This is a genomic window from Paenibacillus sp. FSL W7-1279 (assembly GCF_037969845.1).
Lineage (GTDB): Bacteria > Bacillota > Bacilli > Paenibacillales > Paenibacillaceae > Paenibacillus_AQ.
The window spans coordinates 6,908,048-6,931,311 of sequence record NZ_CP150215.1 but is presented as its reverse complement, the minus strand read 5'-3'; the positions used below and the strand labels follow the sequence as shown (position 1 = coordinate 6,931,311).

The window sequence follows — 23,264 nt, the reverse complement described above, 5'->3', positions numbered from 1 at the left end:
GAGTAGAGTGCGTGGATTATCAAGCCGATGCCATCGACCGTGTCATAAAAAATGCCATCAAAGTGATGGAGGACAGCAAATACCAAATGTTCGAAATATTGGAGGCGTCGCGGCAGGAGCTCGCGTCTCTCAATCATGAACTGCAGCGGACATTAAAAGAAACGACGGAAACCTTAGAGAAGGTAGATCAGCTGGAGCTGAATTACCGCCGTTCCCGGATCCGGCTGACCGAGGTCAGCCGGGATTTTGTCCGGTACAAGGAAGAGGACATCAAGCAGGCGTATGAGAAAGCGACGCAGCTTCAGCTTGACCTCATGATCTACCGGGAGAAGGAAATGTATCTGAAGGCAAGACGAGATGAGCTGCAGAAGCGGGTTCGTAATGTCGAGAGCTCCGTGGAGCGTGCGGAATCGATCGGATCTCAGATGGGCGTGGTATTGGAATACTTGTCCGGGGAGCTGGGGCAGGTATCCCGAATCATCGAATCTGCGAAAAACAGACAGGTCATTGGTCTCAAAATTATTTTGGCGCAGGAAGAGGAACGGAAACGCATCTCCAGAGAGATTCATGATGGACCTGCACAATTGCTGGCGAATCTGGTTCTTAGGACGGAAATTGTAGAAAGAATGCTCGCAAAGCAGGAATTTAAGATGGTGCAGGACGAAATAGTAGATTTGAAGGGCCAGGTTCGATCGAGCTTGGAGGAAATGCGAAAAGTCATTTTTAATCTGCGTCCAATGGCACTCGATGATCTAGGATTAATCCCCACACTGCGTAAATACGTGCATGATTATGAAGAGAAATCGAAAATCCGCACGATCTTCGAGACACGGGGAAAAGAGCATCGTCTCTCTTCTGCGATGGAGGCTGCCATCTACCGGTTGGTGCAGGAAGCACTTTCGAATGCTGCAAAACATGCTTACCCGACTTATGTGCTTGTTGAAATCACGTACCAGGCGCAATTGGTCAAAATCGTTGTACAGGACAATGGCCTGGGATTCAATGTCGATTTGCTGGAGCAGAAAAGCAAGGACCACTTTGGGTTAATTGGCATGCGGGAGAGGGTTGAGCTGCTCGAAGGGAGAATGGAGATCGATTCAGCTGAGAATCAAGGAACCAAGATCGTGATTCATATCCCGACGAACGTAGAAAAGAGAAAGGAGTAATCGGATGGAACATTTGGAAAAAGAGAACACGATTATAAAAGTATTATTAGCGGATGACCACCAGCTATTTAGGGAGGGTCTGAAGCGTATACTGAATATGGAGGACGACATTGACGTAATCGGAGAATGCGGCGATGGAATTCAAGTACTTGAGTTCTGTAATGAAGTGAAGCCGGATATCGTGCTGATGGATATCAACATGCCTACCGAAAATGGCGTTCAAGCAACTGAGAAACTACGTGAAATGTTTCCTGAGATCAAAGTTATCATTCTGTCGATTCATGACGACGAGAGTTATGTGTTTGAAACGCTCCGTAAGGGAGCAAACGGTTACCTCCTGAAGGATATGGAAGCCGAGTCACTGATTAATGCGATTCGTTCGGTACATGAGGGATATGCATTTATCCATCCGAAAGTTACGGGCAAGCTTATTCAACAGCTCCGCCGGATGACTTATGTAAACGAAGCAGGCGCTATGGCTGAGAGCGGTTCGCGTGAAGCTGGAGTCAAGTTCGTGGCAGGCGAGAATAACCCATTGACAAGGCGCGAAGCGGAAGTGCTTAGACTAATGGCTGAAGGCAAGAGCAACAAGATGATAGGGGAGTACCTGTTCATTAGTGAAAAAACTGTAAAAAACCACGTCAGCAGCATTTTGCAGAAGATGGAAGTGGACGACCGTACGCAAGCGGTTATCAACTCGATCAAATATGGCTGGGTGACGTTGTAATCGCCGATCCGAATGCACGGACGCGTCTTACATAGGGAGGGAACTGCCAAGGGCGGTTCCTTTTTGTTATGATATGGAGTTTATAAGTTTCCGCTGAAGCTGAACAAACCTTGATAAAGATAAGAAAGTACTTATTCAGCGAGGTCAGCTTTCCGTGAAGGTCATTACATAGTTATTCATCCTAAGATATCAGAAAGTGTAAATTTCGAAGAATGGTCTTTTTGATATCGCAATTAGACATACTTCAAAAGGCAATCTGTCTTCTGTGAAGGTACGCCTCGATAGTTGTTCTCTTATGGTGTTGAGCCGTTCCCATCAAGTTCCGTGTGGGCCCTGGTTTCTTAACTGTCACCGTCCCCTCCTGATCAGCATATATTGTTGATAAGAGAAGGAGGTGAGTCTCATGGTTGCCCAATTGCTGTGGATACTCGCGGTGTACGGGATTGCTGTTGCTCTAATTCATATTATGCATGCCCGTCAACTCAGAAGAGCCGGTGAAGGCACGGGGCGGCGCAGGCATTATGTGCTGATCACGTCCAACCATGAGCGGCAGGTGGAATGGTATTTGAGAGCCCTTTCATGGTATGCCCTGCTGAGCGGGACGCGCGTGCGTGTCACCGTCCTTGATGATCAGTCGTACGATGATACACTGAAGATTGTTCAGAGATTGACTCATTTGTCCGGAATTGAGCTGGTATATGGGACTTGGAGGTCCGATGATTCGGCATCACGGGAAGTAGATGCCGATCCGAATGAAGAAGAAGTGATACGGATCGATCTAAGAAACCCGATGGAGGCTGTTCGAATTCCATATGTACAGGGATAAACATCTGGAAGTTGTTTTGGTTACCAGGTTCGTATTCATATTGTTAAAGGCGTGAAGCACACTCCTAGCGTATGCGAGGGGTGTGTTTTTTGTTTTTCTGGGGAGAGGAGTGGCTTTCCCATATCCATAAGTATCTATAGGTGCTTGTTCTTGCTTTGTTTTTAGCTGAACCTCCCACACTGAACTCAGATTTTGGTTCCCTGTGATTGACTGTCCCTCGTAGCGGTACGTGTACCCGACTAGGAGAATTGGGAATAAGGCAGCTAAAAGAAGGAGGTGACAGATTTCAACATAGGGCATCGTGAGAATGATCTGTTTCATAATGTAATTTATATGTCTCGATATTGGAGTTGATTTCATGCGTATTGCCGTATATGCCATTCGAACTTCAGAGAAATGGGAGTGTTATCTCTCGCTGGATATGCGGGTAGATCTTCAATGGTGGTATGGAGTGAAAAGATCGACGGATGAGAAAGCCAGCCCACGCTCATTAGTACTGTTATCAACACAGGTCCCACTAGGATGGGCGGTTTTCATTCAAGAGAGATTTCGATTCATCCAAGACATGGATCAATGGGGGAAATCCGATTGGCGGAAATATTTGTACCAGAGCTTGGCTCCTTTTTTACTCCAGGAGCCTGAAGGAAGCAGAACGCAGTGGAGTGTTTTGTTTAAGGAGATTCAGATGTTGGAGGGGGCGTATGTAAATAACTCTATCGAAGATAGGAACGAGGCTGAGGATTGGGGTTTGTTGATGCAGCGGGCGGAGCTGCTGATTCAGTGCATGGCAGGACGAGCCTTGCTTGCAGGCGAGGTTGAGGCCTTATTGGCGGAGGTCTCCGGGGACACCGGAGACTGGCGCTCTGCGGCCCAGCTCGGCGTCCTGCTGGGTCGCCTGCGATTGGAAGCGGGGCTGGCACAGCCGGCCCCGCGCAGTGCGCCCGGCTGGCTGCGCCGCCGGGCCATGGCCCCCGCTGCCGGCGATGCGGCAGCGAGGCCCGAAGCCGCACGGCATGCGCCGCGTGCGGCTCGGCGGCTTGCGCCTATTGCGAGGCCTGCCTCGCGATGGGGCGCAGCCGCGCCTGTGCCCTGCTGCTGCATGGCGCAGCAGGATCGGCCGTGCGGGGCACGGCCGGGGGTTCCCCCACCGCGGCCTTGGGCCGGTGGGGGCGCAGCGCAGAGCGCCGCCGCTGGCGCTGCGCTGCGGTTTTTGGCGGAGCCGCCCGCAGGGGGCTCCGCGGGGCCTGCCCGGTTTCTCATCTGGGCGGTGACCGGTGCCGGAAAGACCGAGATGATCTTTCCGCTGCTGCAGTCGATTTTGGATGCGGGTGGACGCGTGCTGGTTGCCGCGCCAAGACGGGACGTGGTGCTGGAGCTGGCGCCACGTTTATCCAAGGCTTTTCCCGCGAAGACGGTGGTCACGTTATATGGTGGGAGTCCGGACCGTTGGAAGCGTGGGAGCATCACGCTGGCAACGACGCATCAGCTGCTGCGTTTCAGGGGAGCTTTTGACCTGGTGGTGATCGACGAGATTGATGCCTTCCCGTATCATAATGATCCAATGCTGGATTACGCTGCCAAAGGCGCTTGCAAAATAGGAGGGAAGTATATATACCTATCAGCCACTCCGCCAACGCCATTACAGCGTGAGGCGGCTGCAGGCAGATTGCCACACGCGAAAGTTCCCGCACGCTTCCATGGTCATCCGTTACCCGTTCCTCAGAAGCTGAAAATGTTTGCGGTGAACCGTTGTCTACAAGAAAAAAAGCTCCCCCCACTCCTGATTCGCAGTCTGAACGCATCTCTTTCCCGTGGTGCTCAAGTGTTCCTGTTCGTTTCCCGGATCAAGCATATTGCTCCGATTCTGGAGCTGCTTCGCAAGGCGATCGCCAACGTGCCGATTGAAGGGACTTCATCCATCGATCCGGAACGGGCAAGCAAAGTTATGGCCTTTCGTAACCGGGAGATTCGCTTGCTCGTGACAACGACCATACTCGAGCGCGGGGTAACGGTTCCGAAGAGTGACGTGTTCATTTTGGATGCGGACAGTGAGCTTTTTGACGAAGCTGCATTGATTCAAATGGCTGGCCGCGCGGGCCGATCCAAGGATGATCCGGCAGGACGGGTGGTTTTTGCTGCGCCCCAATGGACTCGGAGCCAAAGCTCGGCAGTCCGGCAAATCAAAGCGATGAACAGAATTGCCCGTAAGGGAGGGTATTTACTGTCTGTTCAGGAACTGGTGAATGACTAGGGGATTGAGCGGACATGAGTTTGTAGCGCATGAATATTGAATCTCGGGAGTCCTTTAAGTTTCCAACTCTATAGTGAAAAAAATCTACTGAGCTGATATCGGCGGTCCCGGAATAGTGATGACAATATATTCGCGTTGTTGTTTTGTAGTCTTTTTACCCGTTGAGTGATGTCTATCATTCTTTATTCTAGCTCTCTTAGAAAGGAAGGAGCATAATTGATTTCAAACGTCTTTAGCCATCTAATCGGGCATATGCATCATTTGCTCAAACCGATTGACGAAACCTGTCTCGCTTGTGGAAAAACAGGTTCCTTCACTCGGGAACTTCCGGGCATATGCCGTGCCTGTTATCGGAATATCCCCTGGATTATGAAACCTAAATGTTGGCGTTGCGGGAGAGGAATCGGCTGCCCCGACTGTACTCGTTTAGGAATGAACGATCGAAGTTTTGTTTTGAACCGAAGTGCGGTAACCTACGATACACAGATGAGAGAGTGGTTGGCTCAGTACAAATATAGGGGGAATGAACGTTATGCTCCTCTTTTGATAGAGATGATGCTGCGGGCATACGCAATGCTCCATCGGGAAGCAAACATCCATTTGGGCAATAAGGGGTCATGGAAATCTAGTAACATGCCATGGACTGTACATGCTGTCACTTCGGTTCCGGTCAGTGAGGAAAGGCTTCAGGAGAGGGGCTTCAATCAAGCGGAGGTACTTGCACAGGGGCTTGCGCTTCGAATTAAGGTGCCTTATGTACGGATGTTGGAACGTAGACGTCACACGGACAAACAGAGCTTCAAAAACCGGATGGATCGGTTGAAGGATATGGAGGGTGTATTCGGAGCATTGCAGGATGGACCCGATATGCTTTTGTCCATAAGAAATCAGGCCGCAGAGCATACTCGTTCTGAAGTGGGAGCATCTCTGTTCAAAGGACCATTCCGTATACTTTTGATTGATGACATCTATACAACTGGAAGTACGATCAATGCTTGTGCGCAGGTTTTGCGGAGATGCGAATCCCTTTTGGAAATGCCCGCAGAGATCAATAGTTTAACCTGGGCTCGTTCGTAAATGATTAAAACAGGAAAAATGTGCGGATTCTGTTACCGAATGATAGACGTATGGCCTAAGATAATGTAATCTAGGGGTATCAAAGGTTCTATGTGGCATGGAGGTTGTTGAGCATGAATCTGGGGAATTGCCCTCGGTGCGGCAAGTTATATACGGTAAATATTCGGGAATTGTGTCCTGAATGCTTGAAGGTTATTGAGAAAGAATATGAGAAATGCGCAACCTTCCTTCGTGAGCAAAAAGGTGCAACGATTCACGAGGTATCTGAGGCTACGGAAGTATCTGTGCGGCAAATTACGAAGTTCATCAAGGAAGGCCGGATCTCGATTGCGAACGCGCCGAACCTGGCGTATCCTTGCGAAGTATGCGGAACGTTGATTCGTGAGAGCAATATGTGCGAGTCCTGTCGGACGCGATTAACGAGGGAGCTAAGGCAGGCTGCTGCTGGCGACCAGGAAAATCAGCCTGGGTCCCGCAAAGACAGAGAGACTTACAGTGCAGTCGATAAACTGCGCAAATACTAACTTTTGAACTATTAACAATGTTTCATATCCGGCCGATAAACTTAGTAAAGCTTATCGGTCTTTTATTTTAAGTGAGGTGAATAGGGCGTGAAGATTAACGAATCGGGACGTGTGAACGGCATCAATTCGTATCAACGGAATATTGAATCTCGGGAGATGCAGCATATCGATAAGAGGAAACGCCGTAAGGATGAAGTATCAATCTCCCCGGAGGCGATGGAACTGAGTGCACAGAGTAAAGTACAGGATCCGGAACGCGCGGAGAAAATTCAGCGTTTGAAGGAAGCTGTAACCAACGGCACATATGAAGTGCCAGTTGATCGTTTGGCAGACAAATTGCTCCCGTATTTTCAATCCTACAATAAATCAGGTGAGTCCAAGTGAGTGCTAGATCCATAATCGAATATATGAAGCGTCAGGATGAGCTGCATCAGCAGCTCATAGAGGCAGGGAAAGATAAAAGGCAAGCCATTCTGGATAATGATGTGGAACGTCTTACAGCGGTCATGACCAAGGAGAACCGCCTGCTGAAGCAGGTGGCGGAAACGGAAGCGCTGCGTCAAGGTGCCGCAGATGATTTTTTGCGTGAGAAGGGCATCCGCTCCCAGCTTCAGCTGACGGTTACTGAAATGACTCGTCTTGTATTTAACCCGGAGGAAAAAACAGAGCTGCAGGATGTGCAGCAGCAATTAATGGACAGGCTCATGGAACTCAAAGAGCTGAATGCGATTAACCGGGAGCTCATTGAGCAGTCCCTAGCGTTCATAGATTACAGTTTGAATTTGTTAGTCAGTCGTCCGGAGGATGATTTGCTTTATCAGCATCCGAAGCATCAGAATCCTGCCGGCAAGGGCCGAAGCATGTTTGATACCAGGGCATAAGCAGAAAGGAAAATGTAGATGAGATCCACATTTCATTTGCTCGAAATCGGAAAGAGGGGCTTGATTGCCCAGCAAGCTGCACTTAACACAGCTGGACATAATGTCACGAACGCCAATACGCCAGGTTACTCTCGTCAGACTACCCGCCTGGTTGCATCGAATCCGATTGCTTTCCCGGGATTGCAGCGTTCCCAAGCGGCCGGTCAGCTTGGAATGGGCGTAGAAGCGCAGAGCATCCAGCGGGTACGGGACTTTCTATTGGATATTGAATACCGCAATCAGAACACGAATTTGTCGACATGGAGCGTTCAGCAAGAGACGCTTTCGAATATTGAAGGGATTTTTAACGAGCCTTCGGACAGCAGTTTGAGCGCAAGCATTGCCGAGTTCTGGACGGCTTGGCAGACGCTGAGTAAGAATCCGAGCGACACCGACTTGTCCGCCCGTATGGCGGTTCAGCAGAAAGCGATCGCTTTGACGGAGACGTTTAACCATATTTACTCCCAATTGGATACCCTCAGCAACAACTTGACTTCCCGCATCGACACCAAGGTAGCGGAAGCTAACAACTATATTGAGCAAGTGGCGGAATTAACGCAGAGTATTAAGCGAATCGAGGGTCTTGGCGATAACGCAAACGATCTGCGGGATAAGCGAGATTTGCTCGTTGATCAGTTATCATTACTCGGTAATGTGAATGTAACGGAGACAGGTGACGTTTATCAATTGACGTTTGGCAACCAGGTCGTGGTTGACGATATGACGTCCACACCGATTACGAACGCGATTGCCGGGACATTGACCGGCGGGGAGATCGCTGGTTATGTGACCTCCCGTGATGTGCATGTTCAAGGATATATCACCCAGCTGAACATTATGGCCAACACACTGGCTACAGGCAAAGTAGAAGTGACCCTGCCGGCTGGAACGATTCTTCCGCCAGGCGTGAACATTCCGAATGCTGTTATGGATGCAAATAATCCTCGCAAGCTTGCTCAGGATGTGAAGCATACGGTTGATGGCCTCAACGGATTACATAAGTTGGGTTATACCCTTAATGAGCCGGCCACAACCGGTGGCGACTTCTTTGTATCTGCTAACGGCGGGCCAATTACCGCTGGAAATATGAGATTAAGCCAGACGATCCAAGCTGATCTGAAGAACATTGGTGCTTCCCTGCGGACAGAGATGAAGACTGATCCGGATAACGGTACGACCTCTGAGGTGGTTCTGAAAGGGAACGGCGGCATGGCGCTTCTGATTGCCCAACTGTCAGAACGTACGTTTAGTTTTAATCCGAACAATAGCAACGGTGCGGTAAGCGATATTACGAACTTTGAAGGATACTTGCAGTCTGTTATCTCCAAATTAGGTACGGACAGCAGCAATGCCATCAAGATGGTAGAGAACGGTACATTGTTGGTGGAGCATGCAGATACACTCCGTCTGTCAATTAGCAGTGTATCACTTGATGAAGAGATGTCAGATCTGATCCGCTTCCAGCATGCATACAGCGCGTCATCACGTGTGGTTACTACCATTGATGAGATGCTGGATAAATTAATCAACGGTACCGGCGTCGTCGGCAGATAGGAGGAATAAATCATGCGCATAACACAATCCATGATGACTAGCTCCATGATGAGTGGTTTGCAAGGTAATTATCGCAGACTGGACAAATACCAGGAGCAGATGATGACCCAGCGCCGGATTAATCGTCCTTCCGACGATCCGGTGGGTGTAGCCAGTGCGCTCCAGTATCGTGGCCAGATCACAGCTACGACGCAGTTTGAGCAAAATGCGGATGATGCGGATGCGTGGCTAAAGTATGGGGATACGGTAATGACCGAAGTTACACAGATTATCCAAAAGCTTTCGGAGCTGGCGGTGCAGGGCGGAACGGAAACGGTACCTGCCGACGCTCGTGCCAATATTGCCGCAGAAGTAGATCAGCTATTTCAACAGCTGGTTTCTCTTGGGAACTCCCAATTTAAGGGGAAGTATATTTTTAATGGCGAGAGAACCGATGAGAAGCCATTCCCTGATGATCCAACGCAGACCGCGTATGCTTTGGATGATGGCGAAGTGAGGTATCAAGTAGGTGCTGGAATCACGGTGTCCGTGAATACCTTGGGCGAGCAAGTGTTTGGAGCATATGGAGACACTTCGGGCATATTTGCTGTGGTAGACAATCTTAAGAAGGCACTGCTTGCTGACGATACAGCAGGTATCCAAAGTTCCATACCTTCACTGCAGAAGAATCTCGAGACAACAATTACCGCTCAGGCTGAGATGGGTGGTAAACAAAATCGTCTGGAATTTACGCTTAGCAGACTTGGTGATCTTAATTTAAACTACATGGATTTACAATCCAAAGTGGAAGACGCAGATATCTCAAAAGTTATTATAGGTCTCAAGACTTCCGAGAGTGTTTATCAGGCTTCATTAGATACTATGGCTAGAATTATTCGTCCGAGTCTGTTGGACTTTCTAAGATAAAGGAGGGTATTTATGAATATCCCCCGAATACAAATTCAGCAAGGATACTCTCAGATTGGCCTTCAAACGGAGAGGGGGCAGCAGAGTATAGAGCAGCCTAGACCATCCATAAATATGACCCAGAAGAAGGCCATCCTAGAGGTGGAGCAAGCTAAAGGAACATTGGAGATTGATTCACGCAAGGCGTGGTCAGCTCTAGGGAAGGCTCGCTTTGAAGAAGCTACCGATAGAATAGCACAATCTTCATTACAGATTTCAATGCAAAATATTGCAGATATAGCCCGGAATGGCGATCAAATGATGGCAACTCATGAAGGTGGAAATGTATTCGCAGAAATTGCGAGGAATAACGTGTTCAAAGACCGTCCAAGGGTCGAAATAACTGGTGATCCAGGATATGATAATGTTGACATTACGTATATTCCTGGTCAAGTGAAGACTAACTATATTCCAGGTGGGGTTAGCTTAAATCCGGAGACGCATAGACCAGTAGTTGATTATTATCCAGGCAAGATAAATCCATATTTGATCAATCAAAATTTTATATTTATGTCGGCAACGGGGAAACAGCTTGATGCAGTTGTCTAGTTGTAGATATACAATAGCTATAATGAAACTTGTTTCATTATAGCTATTGTTTTTAACGAAGGAGGAGTAACCTATGATTGTAAATACAAAAAGATTCGGCCAAATCGAGACAGATAACAACCAAATGATCGTATTTGAGAGTCCGATATTAGGATTCGGAGATTTCCAAAAATATATTTTGCTTCAATCAGAGGAGAAGACGAGTCCCTTTGAGTTCTTGCAGTCTGCGGAGAATGAAGATCTGAGTTTTATTGTTACAGACCCCTTTGTTTTTTTTCCTCAATATGAATTTCATTTGGAACCACATTGGCTTGAGGCATTAGCTATTACTAATGAGTCCGATATTATGGTAATGGTTATTGTTACGGTCCGATCTGCAGATGATATATCCTGCAATTTAAAGGCGCCTGTTGTCATAAATAAATCCAACAATAGGGCAGCACAGATTGTTCTAGATCATGTGCAATATACAACACAGCAGCCTTTGTTAAGACAGAAGAAGGGGGCTGAGATTAATGCTGATTCTGTCAAGAAATAAAGGGCAGAAAATTATGATCAATGATAACATTGTTCTTTCTGTTATTGAAGTAAATGGTGATCAGGTCAGAATTGGGATTGAAGCCCCTGGGAATGTGACTATATATCGAGAAGAAATTTATGAAGCTATCAAGCAGCAAAACCAAAATGCAGTGGATTTCAATGATGATATACAAAATATTTTACAAACTGTCATTCCAAGAGAATAGAATTAATTTTTTATTTAGAAATTAGTATTCTGCTATAAACAATAGAGTAAAGTTTCCGATAAATATAATATGGGTCGAAAGGCATGGCAGTAACGGCCGAACGCCATGTCCCGATCACAATAGGGTGAAGCAAGGATGCTGATCACCAACACATTCCAAGGAGGAATTTTATCATGCGTATTAACCACAATATCAGTTCTTACAACACACAGCGTCAATTGTCTTTCAACAACACTCAACAAGGTAAATCCCTTGAAAAGCTGTCTTCCGGCTACCGTATCAACCGTGCAGCTGACGATGCAGCTGGTCTTGCCATTTCCGAGAAAATGCGTAACCAGATCCGTGGTCTGGAGCAAGCTTCCAAGAATGCTTTGGATGGTATCTCCCTGATCCAAACAGCTGAAGGTGCTTTGAATGAAACTCATGCGATGCTGCAACGTATGGCTGAGCTGTATGTACAGGGTGCGAACGAAGTGTTGACTACTACTGACGCTGCTAAGATCGACTCCGAAGCTAAACAATTGTCTGCACAAATCGGTTCGATTGCTACTCAAACTCAGTTCAACACGAAAAAATTGCTTGATGGTACTACTTCAAGTGTTATTTTCCAAGTTGGTGCTAATGGTGGAGAGACAATTACACTATCTCTTGAAAGTGCAACGAATACAGTTCTGGGTGTTCAATTTGATGGAACTGGTCTGGCAGAGCTCTCTGGCACAGGTGCAGGTGAAATGAATAGTACTGCAGCAGCTAACTTGAGTTTGGTACAAAAGGCTATCAACACTGTATCTCAAATGCGTTCTGATCTCGGTGCTGTGCAAAACCGTCTGGAACACACGATCAACAACTTGGGAACAACTTCCGAGAACCTGCAAGCTGCTGAATCCCGTATTCGTGATGTTGATATGGCAAAAGAAATGTCCGAATTCACGAAGAACAACATTCTGCAACAAGCAGCTACAGCGATGCTTGCACAAGCAAATCAACAGCCTCAAGGCGTTCTGCAATTGCTGCGTTAATATTGAATTTAGCCGGCCGGGAAACCGGTCGGTTTTTTCATTTTAGCCTGATAAAGGCGCTGGGAGGCTAGTGATGAGGATCGATTCGAACTCAAATCCTGCTCAGAAATCCTTGCTGCCATGGTTCAACAAAATTGCTAACGAAGTTGCCCAGGACGTACACATAAAGGGAGTTAAACCAAACCAAGAGAAGAATACGATTCCTGAACTAGTGAACCAGGTCAATGAGAAACTCAAAGAGTTAGGGACTCACATACAGGTCAAGGTACATGAAAAAACAAATACTATAATGGTTATGGTTCTACAGGATGAGACAAATGAAATCATTCGGGAGATACCTAGCGAGAAGATGCTGGAGATTTTATATAACATCAGTCAAAGAGTGGGCGTTTTTCTTGATGAAAAAATGTAAGGAAGGAGCGGGACAATGGCAATTAGTGGACCTATTCGATTGACAGGATTCAGTGGAACTCTGGATACTGACTCGCTGATCGCTAAATTAATGCAAGCCGAACGGCTGCCGTTGGACAAGATTCAAAAACAGAAGCAATTTACTCTCTGGCAAAGAGAAGACTATCAAGCCATGAATACAGCATTGTTGTCTTTTAGGAACACTGCTAACAGATTGCGTTATGAAAGCAATTTCCAAAAAACCACCGCTACTTCATCCAATAGCACGATATTGGATGTTACATCAAGTGGGACAACATCCGGTAGTAGCTCTGTAAAAATTGAACAACTGGCTTCTTCAGCAACATTAATTAGCGGTTCTATTGCATCCGACACTGAAAAAGTCGGTAAGTCCGGAAGTGTGAAGATCAACGATGTCGTAATTTCATTTACAGAAGATTCTACGGTGAACTCTATCCTAAAGGATATTAACTCAAAATCCAAACAAACGGGTGTTAAAGCTAGTTTTGATAAGTCTAGTGGAGTTGTATACTTGAGTTCAAACGCGTCAGGATCTGGTTCTAGAATTGATATAACTAGCGATCCCGCTGCTACCAATCCCGATAGTCTTAGTAATTTTATGGACATTTTCAATCTTTCAAGTGGAACGGCTACTGGTAAAGATGCGAAATATTATGTAAATGGCTCCACAACAGCTATAACTTCTTCTTCTAATAGTATAAGTATCAACGGAGTTCAAGTTACACTGAAAAGTATCGGTGAGGCATCCATAGGAGCAGTGACAGATCGTAGCGGTATTGCTGACGATATTAAAAAGTTTGTAGAACAGTATAACTCAATAATTGACTTGTTTAGTTCGGCTTCAACAACGAGGAAAAACCGTGATTACGAGCCTTTGACTGCGGAAGAAAAAGAGGCAATGACCGACACTCAAATTAATCAATGGGAGAAGAGAGCAAAGCAAGGAACGCTATACAATGATAGCATTCTAACGGGTACTCTTTCCTCACTTCGTTCATCATTGAATACGCCGTTAGATGTTCCTAAAGGACAAATCCAGCTATTATCCAATATTGGTATCACGGTTAAGAGCGATTATAAAGAAAACGGTAAGTTGGAAATTGACGAAACGAAATTAAATGAAGCAATTAATACTAATTTTGAAGAGGTAAAGCAGCTTTTTGTAATGTCGTCCTCTAATGATCCAGCACCAGGTAAAAGCAATCTTGGTATAGCCGATCGAGTGTATAACATTGTGAATTCACAAATGGATGCACTCAAGAAAAAAATAGGTTCTGGAAGTTCGTTAGAAGCAATTGATGATAGTACTATTGGGAAACAGTTGAAAACATTGAATGATCAAGAAGCGCAATGGAAATCAAAATTGTTGGATATTGAAAATCGGTATTACAAGCGTTTTGCAGCTATGGAACAGGCGCTGCAGAAAATGAATAGTCAAAGCTCGTGGCTAGCTTCACAATTAGGTTGATTTTACATTTTTGGTTCTAGTTTTTAATAAAATGACTGATGGAGAGCGAAAAATATGCATTATGCACAACAACAACAATATTTAAAAGTTCAGGTTGAGACAGCTGGTCCTGGTGAATTAACACTCTTGCTATATCAGGAAATGGTCAAATCATTGCTCTCGGCAAAAAGGTTATATTCTCAAAATCAGTTTGAGGCCATGAATGAGCCTCTTTATAAGGTTAGAGCAATTCTAAACGAATTAATGATAAGTTTGAATATGGATTATGATATAGCCAAAAATCTACGCAGCTTGTATGAATTCTACTACAGCTATATAGCAGAATTTATTATAAAAAAAGATGAGAACATGTTAGACCAATTGCTTGATTTTGCAAGAGATATCACGAGGACTTGGAGTCAGGCTCTTCAATCACTAAAGGGCGGAAATCAAGCTCATGAGTAATAAGCATGAGATGATTAGTCCGGCCGAAGAATTACTTAGATTATATCAAGTTGTTATGGAGATCCCGAGTTATGATCATTACAGTGAGCATGAAGAGCGGATGACTAAACTATACGATCATTTGTGTGAAATCACGTTAACTGAATATGACCGATCTCTATTGTCTGAGGTGCAAGTGCTTCATGAAAAGCTTACCGAGGTCATTTTAAACGAAAAAAGAATACTGAACGAAGAAATAAACCTTTTTGAGAAGAGAAAAAGAATTTCAGATCATTATGGAAGGCAATCGAACAATTACAATGTCGATGCCTTTTTTCTGGATTACAAAAAATAGATAAATGGAGGATTTATATGAAGTTAAAACCGAAAATATTAATTTCGTTTTTGGCGTTTACTCTCATAATCGTGCAATGTTTTAATTTCTCGCCGGCTTTATTTGCACAGGTTAATGATGAGAGTGTAAAGGTCACGAAAGAGCTAAACCCAATTGAAATATTTAAGGGGGGCGAGTCTGAAGTAACGATTAATGTTCAGGGTACTCCAGATAGCACATTTATTAAACCTAATGACATTATTTTAATTATAGACCGCTCTGGAAGTATGGGGCCTAATTATGCTCCAAATAACGGAGAGGACAAAATGCGCAATGCCAAAGAGGCAGCCAAGGGTTTTATTGATTTGGTTGACTTTAGTAAGCATAGAGTTGGAATAGTTGATTTCGCCAGCAATGTTAATCATAAAGACTTAACAAGCAATCCTGCTGATTTGAAGCAATATGTTAATGGAATTCAAGCTAATGGTGGTACAGCTACAAAATCAGCAATAGAAAAAGCACAGGAGTTGCTTAGAAATCATAGACCTGATGCCCAACCAGTCATTATATTATTGACTGATGGACAAGCAACTGAACCAAGTCCTGAAACTTATGCTCGTCAAGTTGCTTTGGAACAAGCCAGCTCAGCAAAGACGGAAGGAGTGGTTTTCTATACGATTGCATTATTGTTGCCGACAGAAAATCCTGATACGAGTGCTCCTAATTTGCTAATGAGGGAAATGGCTACTACTTCCCACCATCATCATTTTGTGCTGGGATCAGTCGGACTAGCAGAGATCTATGCTGCAATTGTTGAAGAGATTGGGGTTGCAAGCGCCTACGATGTGACGGTAACTGACTTCGTATCGTCACAATTTGAAATAGTTCCCGGATCTTATAATGACAATATTCCGCAGCCAATTGTAAATGGTAATACGATTTCCTGGAGTTTTCTTGAGCTTAAAAATGAGCTGCTAACTTTTAAGTATAAAATTCGCCATAAATCAGGAGCTCCCTCGGGATCATTCCCAGCGGGAGACCAGGATATCTCAGTTAAATATAAAGACTATCTTGGTCAACAACATCAATATTCGGTTTCTCAACCGATTTTAACTGTAAAACAGTATGCTCCCATCGTTACATCAATCGAACCGAATTACGGGCATATTGATGGTAGCGAGGTAGTCGTCATTAACGGTGAACATTTCAGTCCAAACGCCACAGTTCATTTTGGATCGACTTCACTGCCGAATGTTGAATATATAAACTCACATCAATTAAAGATTATTACTCCTCCGGGAACACAGGGAATGATTCCTGTAACGGTAACGAATGAAGATGGTCAATCCGCTGTATCTGAATATCGATATTATGCTGATCCGCAAATTGTTGAGGTTTTACCTAATGAAGGTCCTTTGGAAGGAGGGACCAAGGTATTGATTAAGGGAGACTACTTCATGCAAGATGCAACTGTATCAATTGATGGAAAAAAAGCAGTAGTGACAAAAAGCAATATTAATGAACTGGAAGTAACAACACCTGCGGGGACATTGCCTGGTGTGGTGGATGTTACGGTCACTAATTCTGACGGAACAACCATTACCCTGGTTGATGCCTTTACGTATATAGAAGGGCCTCAGATTAATTCCATTAATCCTAATATAGGAAGTCGAACCGGTGGCGAAACCGTAGTTTTGACAGGGGAGCGGTTTAAAGACGGGGTCAAAGTTTACTTTAACAATACTTTAGTTCTCGTTAATTACGTCTCCAGTAATGAAATTAGATTAACTACACCTGCATGGGCTAAAGCAGAGAGTGTAGACGTAACTGTAGAGAATCCAAATGGCCAGAAGCATGTTCTTCCTAAGGGCTACACGTACGAAGATCCAAATCCGGTTGTAAACTCTGTGTCACCGTCTACTGGGCCTTTGGCTGGCGGAACATTAGTGTATATTAAAGGAAATCATATTAAGTCCGGGGCAAAATTAATTTGGGGTGGAATTGAGCAAAGCGGATATACGTATATTAACGCTGGAGAAATTCGATTAAAGACTCCATCATGGTCAAATGCCGGCCTCGTTTCAATTAAGATTGTTAACCCGGATGGCAAGGAAGTTGAATTTATAAATGCATTTGAATACCTAGCACCACCGGATCCAACGCTAACATCAATCAGTCCAACTAGCGGACTAGTTACTGGTGGAACAACTGTTACAGTAAAGGGAGCTGATTTCCCTATAGGGACTAAGGTGTACTTTGGAGATATTGAGGTTCCGGTTCAATCATTAAGTGCCACTCAAATCGTGATTACAGCACCGGAATGGTCGGCACCTGGAAAAGTCAATGTAAGTATACTGACTCCTATGGGGTATACAGCAAACCTACTTGAGGCTTTTGAGTATCTTCCTCTTCCTAAACCACCGGCACCAACAATTAGTAGTGTATCTCCTGCATCAGGAGTCGTTTCGGGTGGAAATATCATCTCGATTAATGGTACGAATTTTGTAAATGGATTGGAATTGTATTTTGGTCAGGAGAAGGTGGCTTACACTTTCACGAGTAGCTCTTTGCTCCGAATAAAGGTTCCTGCCGGAACGGTTCCCGGATTTGTGACCGTATCCATAACGAACCCTGATGGTCAGTCAGCTGAACTCATAGATGGATACCAATATTTACCGCTACCTGGACCGACGTTGACTTCGGTCTCACCTAAAGTGGGCCCGGTTTCTGGCGGCACAGCCTTGAAAATTTATGGTACCAACTTTAAGAGTGATTCAAAAGTGTTCTTTGCTGATCGTGAGATAGCGGTGTCTTATATCTCAGGAACTGAACTCCGAACCACGACACCGGGATGGGCGACAGCTGAAAGTGTAGATATTAGGGTGTTGAACTCGGACGGGCAATCAGCTGTTTTAACAGGAGGGTTTACTTATGAGGTTCCGCCTCCGCCCCCAGCCCCTACAATTGCTTCAGTCACACCGAATAGTGGGCCACAGGCAGGAGGAACGCTTTTAACAATTAAGGGAAGTAATTTCAATTCGGAGACCTTGGTGAAAATCGGAGGAGTTACTGTTTCTGGAACATTAATGTCGACATCCGAAATTCGATTTAAAACACCGCAATGGGAGACTCCTGCAACAGTGGATATATCTGTTTCCGGTCCAGATGGAGAACCTTCAATTTTAGCAAATGCGTTTACTTTTATGGCCCCACCAGAGAAGCCAAATCCAATTGTATCAACTGTTTCTCCAAATACTGCAGAGCTGCCTGGCGGAGGCATAACTATAACTGTCAGTGGGAAAAATTTTGAGAATGGTTCAAAAGTCTTTTTTAATAATGTAGAAATAGCTGCGACCCTACTTAGTAGTACTCAACTTAGAATTAAAACACCAGCTTGGAATGCTTCAGAGTCTGTGACTGTAAAAGTCGTGAACCCAGATGGTAAAGAAGGACTCCTCCCAGATGGATTCACTTATACAACGCCACCACCACCACCAGCGCCTGTGTTAAACTCAATAACGCCTAACACAGCACTTGCTTCTACAAGTTCTTTAATTACAATTAATGGAGACTTCTTTGTTAGTGGTGCAAGGGTTGCATTTAATGATATCGAAGTAACAGCAACATTTATAAGTAAAAACCAATTGCGAGTAGCTACACCGGTATGGAGCAACCCAGAATCTGTCACGGTAAGAGTTATAAATCCTGATGCCCAAATTGGGGAGTTGGTAAATGGCATTATCTTTATTCCTGATTTACCACCTTCAATTAGTAGTCTGTCTCCAAGTAGCGGTTTGACAACCGGAGGGACACTAGTAACTATTTATGGGGCCAATTACAAGAACGGTTCTAAAGTTTATTTCAATGAAGAAGAACTCGCTGCAACATATGTAAGTTCAGGACAGCTTAGAGTTCGGGTTCCAGCTTGGCCTAATGCTGGGGGAGTTGATGTGAAGGTTGTTAATCCGGATGGTCAACAAGCCACTATTCAGGGAGGATTCACGTATAGCGCACCTGCTCCTAAGCCTGCACCTACCGTTACTAGTGTTTCACCTAATACTGGCTCGAAATCCGGTGGCAATATCATTACTGTTTATGGAACAAATATTCAGAGTGGAGCCAAGGTTGAAATTAATGGTGTCAGCGTCGCTGCTACATTCTTAAGTTCGACTCAGCTTAGAATACGGGTTCCAGCTTCAAGTGTGGTTGGCGGTGTTTCAGTTACTATTGTTAATCCAGATGGACAAACTGGTACACTAGCTGACGCCTACACATACTATTAATAATATTTCCTGTTTTTACCAAATGCAGAGGCGCCTAATCTATATCCAGTTAGGCGCCTGTTTTTATTACGAAAGGAGTAGCCATGAAGCTGCCAATTTCTGTGTGTATTGTGACTAGAAACGAGGAGTCAAATATCAAGGAGTGTATGATGTCAGTTAAAAAATATATGGAGGAAGTAGTGGTACTTGATACTGGGTCAAACGATCAGACAGTCGGAATTGTCACAGAAGAAGGAGGGATTGTTAGAGAAACAGAATGGTGTAATGATTTTTCAAGAGCCAGAAATAAAGTGATCGAGTATGCAAGCCAACCTTATATTTTGATGCTAGACGCTGATGAACGGCTAATCGATGCTGATGTCGAGAAGATTCAGAAGGACTTGATATATCTGAGTAATCATAAACAAATGGCTGGAAAAGTTGAAATTCATAATATACTGGAAAGCGGGACAGTTAGATCGAATATAGTGAGATTATTTCCCAATCAACAGGAATTCAGTTACGTTGGTATTATCCATGAGCAACTTTTATATAAGAATACTTCTCCCGCAACGTATAACACGAATTTAACAATAGCACATTATGGCTACAACCAAACTCACATTCTTAATAAAGACAAAATCAAAAGAAATTTGGAATTGCTTCATAAACAATTACAGGAAAATTTAGAAGACCCATATATTCTATTTCAGTTAGGTCGGACCTATTCGGTTAGTAAACAAGATGATTTATCTGTCATGTACTTAGAAAAGGCATATTTAATATCAGATTTCACTCTATCATACCGTTCGACTATTATCCGAAGTTTGGCAAAAGCGTATTTAAAAGAAAAGAAGTGGGAAAAATTAATGATTCTTTTGAAATCATCCCTAATAACTTATCCTTGCTATACCGATTTATATTATATATATGGTTGTGCATTAATAGAAATGAAAACCCCAGAATCCTTTCATCTGATTCCTCAAGCATTTGAGAAGTGTGTTGCATTGGGGGAGGCAGACTCTGTTAAGTATGAAACAGAGAACGGTGTGGGTTCCTATCTAGCACATTATAATCTAGGATTGTATTATGAAGTATCTATGAAGCCAGATCAAGCTCGTTATCATTACAAAAAAAGCAGTGACTATGGTTTTGATTTAGCATGTAACCGATTAGCTCATCTGTTATAGGAGGCCCCTATGAATAAATCTACTATTTCCTTATGTATGATTGTAAAAGATGAAGAACGATGTATCGAACGCTGTTTAGAAAGCGTATATTCCACAGTAGATGAGATCATAGTCGTCGATACCGGATCATCAGATCGAACCCTTGAATTAATAGCCAAATTTAATGCAAAGGTATTTCATTACAAATGGGATCACAATTTCTCTAATGCGAGGAACCACGCCATCGAACAAGCAACAGGTGATTATATACTCCAATTAGATGCTGACGAATGGCTTGAGGATAGCGAACATGATTTAAGCAGTGCATTGGATAAGGATATTTATTATTTGCCGATTCGTAATGATTTAGGGGGAGGCTTGGCAGAAGTACACAAGTTTCCTCGGTTATTCCGAAATATTAATGAGTTAAGGTATGAAGGCGCTCTTCATGAGCAGATCAATCTCACATTAAATTGGCATAGAAGCTCAGCGGTTCTTGAAAATATTGTGATTCACCATGATGGATATTTAATGCCCGTTGTTAATTTGAAAAACAAGAAAAAAAGAAACATGGATATCTTACTGCAAGAAAACAAGGATAATCCATCAGCTTTTAATTACTATAATCTTGGTCAGCAGTATTTTACAGAAGGAGAATATCAAAAGGCTCTAGAAGCATATCGAAAATCATACCAATACGGTGGAGAATATACATTCACAAAGAGACTTTACTTGGGTTTAATTCAAGCCTTGATGCAGCTGAAACAATATCAAGATGCTTTATCTATTGCTAGTGATTGCTTCTCTCTTTATCCTGATTATGTTGAGTTTAAATACTACGAAGGCTTAACTTATCAAGAACTAGGTTATTTGCAGGATGCAGCAGATTGTTTTGAAACCTGTATTAAGATTGGCGATAGTAATCCAGCTATACATTTTAATACTTACGAGGGGACTGGCAGCTACTTAGCATTCGCTAGATTATCGGAAATTGCGGTAGAACGTTTTGATCAAAAAAGGGCAAATGAATATATAGTTCAAGCCATATTGAAGGCCCCTAATGTAATGGGAATGCTTAAGAGCTTCTTAGAAATTAACTATCATGCTGATCGATCTACATTGTTTGAGAAAATGTCTATCTTATGGCCTAACCAGAAATCAGTTATTCAGCAGCTAATTACCGCACTTTATCACTTACGACATCCTGTACTACTAGAATACATCAATAGGTATGAAGTTCAAACTGATCAAGGTGTAGAGGCCTTCGTCAATATTTTGAAAGGGGAATATCAGAGTGCACGGGAATATTATCATTTTTCCGAAAACAAACACAATGATATAAGAGAAATACTATTAATAAGCTTCCTTTTGTCGGACACTAATTTACTAGAACATTATTTCGATTCAGTTTCTTTGAGAAGTAACGAACAGAAGATCCTCAAGTCCATAATCTCGAAAGAGACATTCACTTGCTTGGAATTTACTAAAGAGTTTGTAGAGATTATTTATAATTTATTAATTGATGTGCTTAAACTTCAGGACTACAGATACATGGACTACTTTACTGAGCAGTTTAACAACCCACAAATGCGCTATGTTTTAGCAAAAGCGTGTTACAAAGCTGGTTTTTATGATATCTCGCTTTCAGTATTGCTGGAGGGAACCACAGAAAAAGAAAGTTATAAAATTAATCTTTTAGCAGCAAAAGCTTTGCGCCAATTGGGTTCCTTAGAGGACAGCATCTATTACTATAATCAAGCAGTTGAAATTAAAAAAAGTGCAATGATAGCATTTCATATATGTGATGTAGCGCTAGAATTAAATGATTTAGTATCTCTTGAAAACATCTTAAATGATATTTCGAATCTACAACCAGAATCTAAATGGGTAAAGAGTCTGAGCCTTTCTAGATTTACTCTCTGAAGTCCTGCTAAGCCTTTTAGGAGATATATTAAGCTAATAAGACAGCATTTAGCCGCGACTACTAATTTATATAATGAGAGAGGTCCGCTATGGGTAATGGATATAAAGAGATGCCGCCTGAAGACTTAAGACAGTTACAGTTGATTCAACTTGAGATGCTGCTAGAAGTAGACCGAATATGTAAAAAATTTAATATCCGCTATTGTATCATTGCAGGAACGCTTCTCGGTGCTGTTCGGCATAAAGGATACATTCCGTGGGATGACGATGCTGATGTAGCCATGCTACGTCCAGAATATGAGAAATTTTGTAGTGTGTGCGAGGAAGAAATGGATCATTCACGGTTTTATTTACAGACACATTCAAATACTTCCGGATACCGTTGGGGTTATGGGAAAATTCGTCGTAAGGACACTGAGTTTATTCGTAAAGGCCAAGAGCATATGCCTTATCCTTCTGGCATATTCATTGATATTTTTCCGTTGGACCATGTACCGGAACGTATGATTTATCGAAAAATTCACAATTTCGGTTGTACAGTAGTTAGAAAAATGCTCTGGTCTACTGTGGGCGCAAAATCGGATTCAAAGAAAATTATGCGAATTCTTTATCGTCTAGTTTCCCTGATTCCAAGAGATTTTGTTTTTAGTCTTTATAATACTTTAAAACGACTTAGTAATAGAAAGCAGACACGAATGGTACGTATTCTGACATTCCCTACACCTGATAACGGATATTACGGATACTATAAGAAGTGGTATGTAGATCTTAAAGATATTTTATTTGAAGGGCACTATTTTCCAGGGGCGAAAGATTATGATGAATACTTGACCTTTAAATTTGGCAATTATCTAGAACCGCCCCCAGTAGAACAAAGGCAGGGGCATGCTTCGACTAGATACAGGCTGCTGCCACGTGACCGTAACTAGAATAGAACTTCAGAACTTCA

21 protein-coding genes and 1 pseudogene are annotated in these 23,264 nt (G+C 43.6%); all 22 read left to right on the top strand.

Going from position 1 to position 23,264, the window contains the following annotated elements:
- Positions 1-11 precede the first annotated feature (11 nt).
- The 22 genes and pseudogenes from MKY82_RS31460 to MKY82_RS31355 all read left to right on the top strand — a co-directional run bounded on the left by MKY82_RS31460 (position 12) and on the right by MKY82_RS31355 (position 23,244).
- A complete protein-coding gene (locus tag MKY82_RS31460; RefSeq protein ID WP_113061599.1) occupies positions 12-1,166 on the top strand; it encodes a sensor histidine kinase in 1,155 nt (384 codons plus the stop codon).
- 4 nt (positions 1,167-1,170) lie between these two features.
- Complete coding sequence (locus MKY82_RS31455; RefSeq protein WP_071219809.1) at positions 1,171-1,893, top strand: response regulator transcription factor; 723 nt, start codon at positions 1,171-1,173, stop codon at positions 1,891-1,893.
- Between the two features lie 403 nt (positions 1,894-2,296).
- Positions 2,297-2,719: a hypothetical protein gene (locus tag MKY82_RS31450; protein WP_339295034.1), complete on the top strand. Its 423-nt coding sequence runs from the start codon at positions 2,297-2,299 to the stop codon at positions 2,717-2,719.
- A 358-nt stretch (positions 2,720-3,077) separates the two neighbouring features.
- Positions 3,078-4,970, top strand: a pseudogene (locus MKY82_RS31445) (helicase-related protein).
- Between the two features lie 633 nt (positions 4,971-5,603).
- Positions 5,604-6,047, top strand: a complete 444-nt coding sequence (locus MKY82_RS31440; RefSeq protein ID WP_339295033.1) for a ComF family protein — start codon at positions 5,604-5,606, stop codon at positions 6,045-6,047.
- Between the two features lie 113 nt (positions 6,048-6,160).
- Positions 6,161-6,571 carry a TIGR03826 family flagellar region protein gene (locus MKY82_RS31435; RefSeq protein WP_339295032.1) on the top strand — a complete coding sequence of 137 codons (411 nt, stop codon included), beginning with the start codon at positions 6,161-6,163 and terminating at the stop codon, positions 6,569-6,571.
- A gap of 87 nt (positions 6,572-6,658) precedes the next feature.
- Positions 6,659-6,955 carry a flagellar biosynthesis anti-sigma factor FlgM gene (gene flgM, locus MKY82_RS31430; protein ID WP_326120435.1) on the top strand — a complete coding sequence of 99 codons (297 nt, stop codon included), beginning with the start codon at positions 6,659-6,661 and terminating at the stop codon, positions 6,953-6,955.
- Positions 6,952-7,452: a flagellar protein FlgN gene (locus MKY82_RS31425; RefSeq protein ID WP_260069447.1), complete on the top strand. Its 501-nt coding sequence runs from the start codon at positions 6,952-6,954 to the stop codon at positions 7,450-7,452. The genes flgM and MKY82_RS31425 overlap by 4 nt, the downstream gene beginning before the upstream one ends.
- 18 nt (positions 7,453-7,470) lie before the next feature.
- Complete coding sequence (flgK, locus tag MKY82_RS31420) at positions 7,471-9,045, top strand: flagellar hook-associated protein FlgK (RefSeq protein ID WP_339295031.1); 1,575 nt, start codon at positions 7,471-7,473, stop codon at positions 9,043-9,045.
- Between the two features lie 12 nt (positions 9,046-9,057).
- The gene (gene flgL / locus MKY82_RS31415; RefSeq protein WP_339295030.1) at positions 9,058-9,951 is read left to right on the top strand and encodes a flagellar hook-associated protein FlgL; all 894 of its coding nucleotides are present in this window, start codon (positions 9,058-9,060) and stop codon (positions 9,949-9,951) included.
- A gap of 12 nt (positions 9,952-9,963) precedes the next feature.
- Positions 9,964-10,539, top strand: coding sequence for a DUF6470 family protein (locus tag MKY82_RS31410; protein WP_339295029.1), 576 nt, complete (start codon positions 9,964-9,966; stop codon positions 10,537-10,539).
- Between the two features lie 73 nt (positions 10,540-10,612).
- The gene (locus MKY82_RS31405) at positions 10,613-11,077 is read left to right on the top strand and encodes a flagellar assembly protein FliW (RefSeq protein WP_339295028.1); all 465 of its coding nucleotides are present in this window, start codon (positions 10,613-10,615) and stop codon (positions 11,075-11,077) included.
- Positions 11,055-11,285: a carbon storage regulator CsrA gene (gene csrA / locus MKY82_RS31400; protein WP_339295027.1), complete on the top strand. Its 231-nt coding sequence runs from the start codon at positions 11,055-11,057 to the stop codon at positions 11,283-11,285. Before MKY82_RS31405 ends, csrA begins: the two co-directional genes overlap by 23 nt.
- Before the next feature lie 173 nt (positions 11,286-11,458).
- Positions 11,459-12,304, top strand: coding sequence for a flagellin (locus MKY82_RS31395; protein WP_339295026.1), 846 nt, complete (start codon positions 11,459-11,461; stop codon positions 12,302-12,304).
- 73 nt (positions 12,305-12,377) lie between these two features.
- Complete coding sequence (locus MKY82_RS31390) at positions 12,378-12,716, top strand: flagellar protein FlaG (RefSeq protein WP_339295025.1); 339 nt, start codon at positions 12,378-12,380, stop codon at positions 12,714-12,716.
- 15 nt (positions 12,717-12,731) lie between these two features.
- Entirely contained in the window at positions 12,732-14,204 is a 1,473-nt protein-coding gene (gene fliD, locus MKY82_RS31385; protein ID WP_339295024.1) for a flagellar filament capping protein FliD, read from the top strand.
- Between the two features lie 54 nt (positions 14,205-14,258).
- Complete coding sequence (gene fliS, locus MKY82_RS31380) at positions 14,259-14,648, top strand: flagellar export chaperone FliS (RefSeq protein WP_339295023.1); 390 nt, start codon at positions 14,259-14,261, stop codon at positions 14,646-14,648.
- On the top strand, positions 14,641-14,982 hold the full coding sequence (locus tag MKY82_RS31375) for a hypothetical protein (RefSeq protein ID WP_339295022.1): 342 nt from the start codon (positions 14,641-14,643) through the stop codon (positions 14,980-14,982). Before fliS ends, MKY82_RS31375 begins: the two co-directional genes overlap by 8 nt.
- A 17-nt stretch (positions 14,983-14,999) precedes the next feature.
- On the top strand, positions 15,000-19,244 hold the full coding sequence (locus MKY82_RS31370) for an IPT/TIG domain-containing protein (protein WP_339295021.1): 4,245 nt from the start codon (positions 15,000-15,002) through the stop codon (positions 19,242-19,244).
- An 83-nt stretch (positions 19,245-19,327) separates the two neighbouring features.
- On the top strand, positions 19,328-20,413 hold the full coding sequence (locus tag MKY82_RS31365) for a glycosyltransferase family 2 protein (RefSeq protein ID WP_339295020.1): 1,086 nt from the start codon (positions 19,328-19,330) through the stop codon (positions 20,411-20,413).
- 9 nt (positions 20,414-20,422) lie between these two features.
- Positions 20,423-22,315, top strand: a complete 1,893-nt coding sequence (locus MKY82_RS31360; protein ID WP_339295019.1) for a glycosyltransferase — start codon at positions 20,423-20,425, stop codon at positions 22,313-22,315.
- Between the two features lie 89 nt (positions 22,316-22,404).
- On the top strand, positions 22,405-23,244 hold the full coding sequence (locus MKY82_RS31355; RefSeq protein WP_339295018.1) for a LicD family protein: 840 nt from the start codon (positions 22,405-22,407) through the stop codon (positions 23,242-23,244).
- Positions 23,245-23,264: the final 20 nt, after the last annotated feature.